At 66.5% G+C, this 8,249-nt stretch carries 10 protein-coding genes, 1 other RNA gene and 1 pseudogene; 7 read left to right on the forward strand and 5 right to left on the reverse strand.

Annotation, left to right across the window (positions count from 1 at the left end; genetic code table 11):
• Window positions 1-102 precede the first annotated feature (102 nt).
• From rnpB to rsmI, 4 genes are all read right to left on the reverse strand, one after another.
• An RNA gene (rnpB, locus tag GRF61_RS03065) (RNase P RNA component class A) lies at window positions 103-520 on the reverse strand.
• A 41-nt stretch (window positions 521-561) separates the two neighbouring features.
• A complete protein-coding gene (locus tag GRF61_RS03070) occupies window positions 562-993 on the reverse strand; it encodes a hypothetical protein (protein ID WP_169149250.1) in 432 nt (143 codons plus the stop codon).
• Window positions 994-1,033: 40 nt separating this feature from the next.
• Complete coding sequence (gene pyrC, locus GRF61_RS03075; protein ID WP_169149251.1) at window positions 1,034-2,068, reverse strand: dihydroorotase; 1,035 nt, start codon at window positions 2,066-2,068, stop codon at window positions 1,034-1,036.
• 52 nt (window positions 2,069-2,120) lie between these two features.
• On the reverse strand, window positions 2,121-2,996 hold the full coding sequence (rsmI, locus tag GRF61_RS03080) for a 16S rRNA (cytidine(1402)-2'-O)-methyltransferase (RefSeq protein ID WP_169149252.1): 876 nt from the start codon (window positions 2,994-2,996) through the stop codon (window positions 2,121-2,123).
• Here rsmI and GRF61_RS03085 point away from each other — a divergent pair.
• From GRF61_RS03085 to GRF61_RS03095, 3 genes are all read left to right on the forward strand, one after another.
• Window positions 2,995-3,408, forward strand: a complete 414-nt coding sequence (locus tag GRF61_RS03085) for a YraN family protein (protein WP_169149253.1) — start codon at window positions 2,995-2,997, stop codon at window positions 3,406-3,408. The genes rsmI and GRF61_RS03085 overlap by 2 nt on opposite strands.
• A gap of 190 nt (window positions 3,409-3,598) precedes the next feature.
• On the forward strand, window positions 3,599-4,192 hold the full coding sequence (locus GRF61_RS03090) for a phosphoheptose isomerase (protein WP_169149254.1): 594 nt from the start codon (window positions 3,599-3,601) through the stop codon (window positions 4,190-4,192).
• 2 nt (window positions 4,193-4,194) lie between these two features.
• A complete protein-coding gene (locus GRF61_RS03095) occupies window positions 4,195-4,848 on the forward strand; it encodes a BON domain-containing protein (RefSeq protein WP_169149268.1) in 654 nt (217 codons plus the stop codon).
• Window positions 4,849-4,890: 42 nt separating this feature from the next.
• On the opposite strand, the gene mpl is transcribed toward GRF61_RS03095, so the two are convergent.
• Window positions 4,891-6,237, reverse strand: coding sequence for a UDP-N-acetylmuramate:L-alanyl-gamma-D-glutamyl-meso-diaminopimelate ligase (mpl, locus tag GRF61_RS03100; protein WP_169149255.1), 1,347 nt, complete (start codon window positions 6,235-6,237; stop codon window positions 4,891-4,893).
• A 160-nt stretch (window positions 6,238-6,397) separates the two neighbouring features.
• On the opposite strand from mpl, the gene GRF61_RS03105 reads away from it, so the two are divergent.
• The 4 genes and pseudogenes from GRF61_RS03105 to GRF61_RS24710 all read left to right on the forward strand — a co-directional run.
• Window positions 6,398-6,934 (forward strand): hypothetical protein, encoded by a 537-nt coding sequence (locus tag GRF61_RS03105; protein WP_248281080.1) that lies wholly within the window; start codon window positions 6,398-6,400, stop codon window positions 6,932-6,934.
• Complete coding sequence (locus tag GRF61_RS03110) at window positions 6,934-7,503, forward strand: TlpA disulfide reductase family protein (protein WP_169149257.1); 570 nt, start codon at window positions 6,934-6,936, stop codon at window positions 7,501-7,503. The genes GRF61_RS03105 and GRF61_RS03110 overlap by 1 nt, the downstream gene beginning before the upstream one ends.
• Window positions 7,504-7,564: 61 nt before the next feature.
• Complete coding sequence (gene aroQ, locus GRF61_RS03115) at window positions 7,565-8,062, forward strand: type II 3-dehydroquinate dehydratase (RefSeq protein WP_169149258.1); 498 nt, start codon at window positions 7,565-7,567, stop codon at window positions 8,060-8,062.
• A 51-nt stretch (window positions 8,063-8,113) separates the two neighbouring features.
• A pseudogene (locus GRF61_RS24710) lies at window positions 8,114-8,249 on the forward strand (acetyl-CoA carboxylase biotin carboxyl carrier protein); the annotation flags it as partial.

The raw sequence follows: 8,249 nt of genomic DNA on the forward strand, positions 1-8,249 counted from the left end.
GCCAACCGGAACGCCAAAGTGGAGAAAAGTGGGAAACGAGGCCAGAAACGGCCTCGGTGGCGCCGGAAGCAGCGCCTTCGAACGAAGGGAAGAGAAAGCGAATTGGGAAGTTCGCCGATAAGCCGGGTTCTGTCGAACGCCGCGGCTTGCACCAACGGCATCGGGCAGTCATTCCTCTGGGCGACGCGTTACCGCGCCGCTCTAGCAGCCTACCCGGGAGCGACGCGAGCCACGCCAATGCTCCCCTATTTGGCCTTGCCCCGGATGGGGTTTACCGTGCCAGGTCCTGTTGCCAGTCCTGCGGTGGGCTCTTACCCCACCGTTTCACCCTTACCTGTGCCGGAGCTTGCACTCCAAAAGACGCTGCCGCCTTGCGGCGGCAGATCTGGCCATCGGCGGTTTGCTTTCTGTTGCACTTTCCGTCGCCTCACGGCGCCCGGCCGTTAGCCGGCATCCTGCTCTACGGGGCCCGGACTTTCCTCCACGCACCGAGGTACGCAGCGACTGCCTGGCGAACTTCCCGCGACGGATTATACGCGGCGCAGGCGCAAATCCGGGTCTTCATTGTGCGGCGGGCGTTTGCTCCCGGGTAAAGGCGGGGGCGCCGTCACGCAGCTGAAAGCGCCCCACCAGCGGCCCCGGCGGCTGGCCGCCGGGATTATCCCAATCCTGCACCAGACAGCGATCGGTCCCAGCCAGGTACCAGCGATTGCCCTGGTGCAGTGCCCACAGACGGTCACCCGCCTCATACACCTGCATCTCCTCCATCACCGTCGGCCCCGGATGTATGGTGACCTTGCGCTGGCAATCCGGGAGACGGGACGCCACCACCGCCTGCCCCACGCTGCTGTCCCACAGCCAGCGCTGCTCGCGCACCAGGATCAGCGCATGCTGGCTGCCGTCGATGGAATAAGCGGTGGCGTTGTTCTCGCAGGCCGCCAGCAGCGGCAGAGCGGCCAGAGCGAACAGGATGCGCGGCAGAGGGGAGGTCATGGGAGGTCTCGGCAGGGTCGCGGCGTAAACCGGGGCAGCCTCAGGCGGCCATCTTCCAGCCCAGCGACTCGCCGGCACGCAGCGGCACCAACGGATCGCCCGGCAGGTAATCGTAGGCGGCAGGCACCGTCCAGCTCTCGCGCCGCAAGGTGATCTTGTCCGGGTTCGGCTGCAGTCCATAGAAGGCCGCGCCGTTGAGGCTGGCGAAGGCTTCGAGACGGTCCAGCGCCCCCACCGAATCGAACAGTTCCGCATACAACTCGATGCCGGCGTGCGAGGAGTAGCACCCGGCACAGCCGCAACTCGTCTCCTTGGTGCTACGGGCGTGGGGCGCGGAATCGGTACCCAGGAAGAAGCGGCTGCTGCCCGAGGCGACCGCCTCGACCAGCGCCAGCCGGTGAGTCTCGCGCTTGAGTACCGGCAGGCAGTAATGGTGCGGCCGGATACCACCGGCGAAAAGCGCATTCCGATTGAACAGCAGATGCTGCGGGGTAACGCTGGCAGCAACGTTACCGCCCGCAGCGCGGACGAACTGCGCCGCCTCCGCGGTGGTGATGTGCTCGAACACCACCTTCAGAGCAGGGAAGCGGCGCACCAGCGGCGACAACACCTTCTCGATGAACACCCGCTCGCGGTCAAAGGTATCCACATCGCCTGCCACTTCGCCATGCACGCAGAGCACCAGGCCACGCGCTTCCATCCGCTCCAGCACCGGGTAGATCTTCTCGATGGCGGTGACGCCGGCGTCGGAATTGGTCGTTGCCCCGGCCGGGTAGAGCTTGGCGGCGATGATGTGGCCGCTGTCCTTGGCGCGGTCGATCTCGTCCGCCGGCATGTTGTCGGTGAGATACAAGCTCATCAGCGGCTGGAAGCTGCTGCCCGCCGGCACCGCCGCCAGGATGCGATCTCGATAGGCCAGTGCTTGGGTAGTAGTGACAACCGGCGGCTTCAGGTTAGGCATGATCAGCGCCCTGCCGAAACGCTCCGCAGTGTGCGGCACCACTGCAGCCAGGGCGGCGCCGTCGCGCACATGCAAATGCCAGTCATCGGGGCGGGTCAGGGTCAGGGTGTTCATGCGGACATCTCTCGAGGCGTTCAGCTTGGCAAAGCCGGATTATAGGCGGGCTTCAGCCCTGCTTGAGTTCGAGCGCACGGCTGTAGAGCGCGTTTCGCGACGCTCCCGTGATCTCGGCCGCAAGCTTGGCCGCCGTCTTCAACGGCAGTTCGGCCAGCAGCAGGCTCAGCACCCGCTCGGCCTCGCCATGCACGCCTTCGCGCTTGGGCGCCCCGGCCACCGCCAGCACAAACTCGCCGCGCACCCGGTTGCTGTCCGCCGCAAACCAGGCCGCCGCGTCGCCCAGCGGCATACGGGCGATTTCTTCGTGCAGCTTGGTCATCTCCCGCGCCACTAGCAACTCGCGCTCCGCGCCGAGTTCCGCAGCAAGATCGGCCACGCATTCGCAAACGCGGTGAGGTGCCTCGTAGAAAACAAGCACAGCGGCATCATCCCGCAGGGAGGCGATCTGCGCCCGCCGCGCCGCCTGCTTGGCCGGCAGGAAGCCGACGAAGCGGAAGCCTGCCTCGGCAACGAAACCGGCAACCGACAGCGCCGCCGCCACCGCGCTCGGCCCCGGCACCGGCACTACCGGATGCCCGGCGGCGCGCACTTGCGCCACCGCCCTGGCCCCCGGGTCGGAGACCGCTGGCGTACCGGCATCGGTGATCAGTGCAATGTGCTTGCCGGCCTCCAGGTGTTCGATCAGTTGCGTCGCCGCCCGCTGCTCGTTGTGTTCATGCAGCGCCAGCAGGCGCGTCTTGATACCGCAGGCGTCCAGCAGGCGCTGGCTGTGACGGGTGTCCTCGGCGGCAATCATGCCCACCTCTCGCAGCACCGCCAGCGCCCGCAGCGTGATGTCCTGCAGGTTTCCGAGTGGCGTGGCCACCACATACAATGACGGCGTCCTGGAAAGCGGCGATGCGCCGGTGGCGGAGGGGAGAGTCATGAGCAGCAGCCGAAAGGGGGAGCGGGCGCCGATTGTGGGCGCCCAGCCGACGCCCGCGCAAGCCCGCGGCCGCGCGGCGGAGGAAATCGCCGCCGCCTTCCTGGGCAAGCAGGGCCTGCGCCTGCTGGAGCGCAATGTGCATTGCCGGGGCGGCGAAGTGGACCTCATCGGACTCGATGGCGACACCCTGGTCTTCATCGAGGTACGACTGCGCGGCAACAACCGCTTCGGCGGCGCCGCCGAGAGCATCACACCGACCAAGCAGCGCCGCGTCATCCTGGCCGCCCAGCACTGGCTGCAGGGCATGGGCCGCAAGCATGCCCACCGCCCCTGCCGCTTCGACGCGGTGCTGCTGGATACGCTGGCGCCACCTGCGCCAGTGTGGTTGCGTGCCGCCTTCGACGCCGGTTGAGCCGGGCCGGGCGCCCTCCCCAGGCCCACTGACGATCACCAAGGCGCACAAAGCGTAAGCTGCGGTAATTCCCGCAGCCTCCCGGCGCGGAGGAGGCACACTACCTATTCGCCGGGGCCCGGCAGGCTGCCGAGCCGACCTCGCCCTGCGTGCTAGACTTTCGCCCCCGATCGCACCACCGTCCCCGACCATGGACCTCATCGACCGCATCTCCCGCCAGTTTGAAGACAGCGCCCAAACCAAGCTCGCCGCCATCGAGTGGCTGGCCGGGCCGATTGCCCAGGCGGTTGAGGCGATGACCGGCAGCCTACTCAACAACGGCAAGATCCTCGCCTGCGGCAACGGCGGCTCGGCGGCGGATGCGCAGCACTTCGCAGCGGAACTGGTCAACCGTTTCGAGATGGAGCGCCCGCCGCTGGCCGCCGTCGCGCTCACCACCGACACCTCTACGCTGACCTCGATCGCCAACGATTACGACTACGTACAGGTGTTCTCCAAGCAGGTGCGGGCGCTGGGGCAACCGGGCGACGTACTGCTGGCGATCTCCACCAGCGGCAATTCGCCCAACGTGATCGACGCGATCAGCGCCGCCCATGAGCGCGAGATGCGGGTGGTGGCGCTGACCGGCAAGGGCGGCGGCAAAATGAACGAACTACTCGGCGAGAACGACATCCACATCTGCGTTCCCGCCGACCGCACGGCACGCATCCAGGAGGTTCATCTGCTGGCCCTGCACTGCCTGTGCGACGGCATCGATTGCCTCTTACTCGGAGTGGAAGACTGATGATGGAAACTAGCCTGAGACCCGCCAACAGCCGCCGCACCCTGATGCTCGGCCTGCTGGCCGTAGGCTCGCTGCCCTTGCTGCAGGGTTGCTTCCCGGTGGTGGCCGGCGGCGCGGTGGCCGGCGCGGCGATTGCCACAGACCGCCGCACCAGCGGCGCCTACGTGGAAGACCAGGGCATCGAGTGGAAGGCCTCCAGCCGCCTCAAGGAACGCTTCGGCGACGCCATCCACATCAACGTCACCTCGTACAACCGCAACGTCCTGCTGACCGGGGAAGTTCCGAACGACTCCGTGCGCGCGGAGATCGAGCGCATCGCAGCCGGCGTCGAGAACGTGCGCGGCATCATCAATGAGGCGGTCGTCGCCGGGAATTCCTCGCTCACCGCGCGCGGCAACGACACGCTCATCACTTCCAACGTGAAGGCCCGCTTCGTTGACAGCCAGCGCTTCTCGGCCAATCACGTCAAGGTCGTCACCGAGGCCAACGTGGTGTTCCTGCTCGGCCTCGTGACCCGCGCCGAAGCCGACGCCGCTTCCGAAATCGCCCGTACCAGCCAAGGCGTGCGCAAGGTGGTACGCGTGTTCGAGTACATCAGTGACGACGAGGCCCGCCGGATCGACCGCGGCCTGCGCAGCGACACCGAAAGCCGCTGAACTCCGCCGGGGCGGCGCCTGCCGCCCCGCTGCAACCGCGTCTCACCCGGCAAGCGCGCTCAGCAGCTTGCCATGCACCCCGCCGAAGCCACCGTTGCTCATTACCAGCACATGATCATCCGCCCTGGCTGACGCCGCCACCGCGGCCACCAACGCGCCCAGATCCTCGAACACCCTCGCCTTAGTTCCCAGCGGAGCCAGCGTTTCCGCGGCGTCCCAGCCCAGGCCGCCCGCATAGCAATAGACCTCGTCCGCAACCGCCAGGCTGCCGGGCAGCTGCGCCTTCATCACCCCCAGCTTCATCGTGTTCGAGCGCGGCTCCAGCACCGCCAGGATGCGCCCGCGCGGCTGGCGGCGGCGCAGGCCATCCAGCGTCAGCGCGATCGCGGTCGGATGGTGAGCGAAGTCGTCGTACACGCTGACGCCCCTTACCTCGCCGCGCAGCTCCAACCGGCGCTTGATGCCCTCGAAACGCCCCAGGCTGACCGCAGCCTGAGCCGGCGTGATGCCGACATGGCGAGCCGCGGCCATGGCGGCAAGCGCGTTCTCCCGGTTGTGGCTGCCCGCCAGGGCAAAACCGGCCCGCCCCACCTCGCACCCCGCCAGCGAGAACACAGCCTCCGCCTCGTCCGCCCCCGCGGCGGCGGACCAGCCCTCCGCGTCGTTGAACCATTCCAGCTCGGACCAGCAGCCACGCGCCAGCACCCGCTTGAGGCTCTCTTCCCGCGCATTGGCGACGATGCGCCCGCTGCGCGGCAGGGTGCGCACGAGATGATGGAACTGGGTTTCGATGGCGGCAAGGTCGGCAAAGATGTCTGCGTGATCGAACTCAAGGTTGTTGAGGATGGCGGTGCGCGGCCGGTAATGGACGAACTTGGAACGCTTGTCGCAGAAGGCAGTGTCGTATTCATCCGCCTCGATGACGAAGAAGGATGAGTCGGTAAGCCGCGCCGACACGCCGAAATTCTTCGGCACGCCGCCCACCAGGAAACCCGGATTAAGCCCGGCGTCCTCCAGCATCCATGCCAGCAGCGAAGTGGTCGTCGTCTTGCCGTGGGTGCCGGCCACCGCCAGCACCCATTTGCCGGCGAGTACATGCTCGGCCAGCCACTGCGGCCCGGAGACATAAGGCAGACCGCGGTCCAGGATGGCCTCCAGCAGCGGGTTGCCGCGAGAAATCGCATTGCCCACCACATACACGTCCGCACCACGCTCAAGCTGCGCCGGGTCATAACCTTCGGTCAGACCGATGCCCTGCTCCTGCAGTTGGGTGCTCATCGGGGGATAGACGTTGGCATCGCAGCCGCTGACGGTATGGCCCGCCGCACGCGCCAGCAGCGCCACCCCGCCCATGAAGGTGCCGCAAATACCCAGGATATGGATGTGCATGGAGACTCCGGATAGGCCTGGATGCGTTTCGAACCGGCCCGTGTAGAATGGCCGCCATTCTACCCGATGGCGATCCGGCCTCCCCCAAGCCATGCCTTCGCGCCCCGCCTCTCCCCGCACCGGAAATCTCCGCCGCGAGATCGCAGCCCTGGCCGCCCGCATGATGGCCGAAGACGGCATCGCCGACTTCGGCTTCGCCAAGCGCAAGGCGGCGCGGCAACTCGGCGCCACCGAGTCCGAGGCGCTGCCGAACAACGCCGAAATCGAGGCCGAGCTACGTGCCTGGCAAGCGCTATACCAGGACGAGGAACAGGCCGAGCGGTTGCTCGAGATGCGCAGTGCGGCAGTGGAGATCATGCGTCTGCTCACCCCCTTCCGCCCCTATTTGACCGGCGGCGCGCTGGACGGTACTGCCGGCCGCTATTCCGAGTTGGAGATCGAGGCCTACCCTGAGAGCGCCAAGGAAGTCGAGATCTTCTTCCTGAACCAGGATTTCCCCTATGAGCACCGGGAGCCGCGGCGCCCCGCGCCGAATACGCCGGAAGCGATACTGAGCTTCGACTGGAACGAGGTGCCGGTGCGCCTCTCCCTGTATTCCGCCGGCGCCGAGCGCAGCGGCCGCCGCAGCCAGGAGAGAGCGCGCCTCAGCCAGGTCGAGGCCCTGCTCAACACCTCCCGCCCCAGCGAGCCCGCCTGATGAAGAAGACCGCACTTTGGGCCGGGATCGCCTGTGCCGCCATCGCCCTGGCCATCGCCGGCGACTTCGCGCGCCGCTCGCTGCTCGCACCGGAAGCCGACAAGCCGTCCAGCGTCGCCGTGGCGCCAGCCGACCTCGATGCAGCCTCCGAAGCGCTGTTCAGGCAGCGCTTCCCGGACGCCCACGGCAATGAACAAGCCCTGGAGCAGTGGCGCGGCAAAGTCCTGGTGGTGAATTTCTGGGCTACCTGGTGCGCCCCATGCCGGGTGGAAATGCCGGAGTTCGCCGAGGTCAGTCAGCAATATGCCGGCGCAGGCGTGCAGTTCATCGGCATCGGCATCGACTCCGCCGCGAACATCCTCAAGTTCGAACAAGCGACGCCCATGCCTTACCCTCTCCTGGTCGCCGGCCCGCAGGCGCTCGGGCTTGCGAGCCTCTTCGGCAATACAGCCCAGGCCCTGCCTTTCACCGTGATCATCGACCGCCAAGGCAAGGTTTCGAACATAAAGCTGGGGGTCTTGAAGCGCAGCGAACTGGAAGGCAAAATCCGCCCGCTGCTGGCAAGCTAGCGCTTCCGGCGTACCAATCGCTGCTGGACAGATTGTTGCGATTTGCGGCAAACTCGCCGCCATGACGCGCCCAAAACGCAGCCAAAAGACGGAACCGCCCCCACCACCCCAGGGCCGGATCCTCACTCTCCACGGCCCGAACCTGAACCTCCTCGGCAGCCGTGAACCTGATATCTACGGCCACACCACCCTCGCAGACATCCATTCCGCAATGGAGTCACGCGCTCGCGTGGAAGGCGTCGTCCTCGAATCGTTCCAGAGCAACCACGAAGGCCAGTTGATCGATCGCGCCCAGGCGGCAGCCGCGGAAGGGGTGAACTACATCATCATCAATCCCGCCGCCTACACGCACACCAGCGTGGCGCTGCGCGACGCACTGGCCGCTGTCAGCATTCCCTACGTGGAAGTGCACCTTTCCAACATCCATACCCGCGAGCCCTTCCGCCACCACTCGTATTTCTCGGACAAGGCCCTGGGTGTGATCTGCGGATTGGGTGCATATGGCTATATGGCGGCCCTCGAATTCCTACTCCCGCGGCTGCGGGAACACAAAAACTAGTCGTCCAAGACGGCCGCCGGCAACAGCGGCCCGTCATGTCCGGAGAACAGCATGGATCTGCGTAAGCTCAAGAAACTGATTGACCTCGTCCAGGAGTCGGGTATCTCCGAACTGGAGGTTACCGAAGGCGAGGAGAAAGTACGCATCGCCAAACATCTCGCCGCTCCCGCCCCGGTTAGCTATGCCC

Source organism: Azoarcus sp. TTM-91, from assembly GCF_012911025.1.
GTDB lineage: Bacteria > Pseudomonadota > Gammaproteobacteria > Burkholderiales > Rhodocyclaceae > Azoarcus.

Coding starts and splice junctions, on each gene's coding strand:
- GRF61_RS03070 (WP_169149250.1), bottom strand. CDS start 993: ATGACCTCCCCTCTGCCGCGCATCCTGTTCGCTCTGGCCGCTCTGCCG.
- pyrC (WP_169149251.1), bottom strand. CDS start 2,068: ATGAACACCCTGACCCTGACCCGCCCCGATGACTGGCATTTGCATGTG.
- GRF61_RS03085 (WP_169149253.1), top strand. CDS start 2,995: ATGAGCAGCAGCCGAAAGGGGGAGCGGGCGCCGATTGTGGGCGCCCAG.
- rsmI (WP_169149252.1), bottom strand. CDS start 2,996: ATGACTCTCCCCTCCGCCACCGGCGCATCGCCGCTTTCCAGGACGCCG.
- GRF61_RS03090 (WP_169149254.1), top strand. CDS start 3,599: ATGGACCTCATCGACCGCATCTCCCGCCAGTTTGAAGACAGCGCCCAA.
- GRF61_RS03095 (WP_169149268.1), top strand. CDS start 4,195: ATGGAAACTAGCCTGAGACCCGCCAACAGCCGCCGCACCCTGATGCTC.
- mpl (WP_169149255.1), bottom strand. CDS start 6,237: ATGCACATCCATATCCTGGGTATTTGCGGCACCTTCATGGGCGGGGTG.
- GRF61_RS03105 (WP_248281080.1), top strand. CDS start 6,398: ATGATGGCCGAAGACGGCATCGCCGACTTCGGCTTCGCCAAGCGCAAG.
- GRF61_RS03110 (WP_169149257.1), top strand. CDS start 6,934: ATGAAGAAGACCGCACTTTGGGCCGGGATCGCCTGTGCCGCCATCGCC.
- aroQ (WP_169149258.1), top strand. CDS start 7,565: ATGACGCGCCCAAAACGCAGCCAAAAGACGGAACCGCCCCCACCACCC.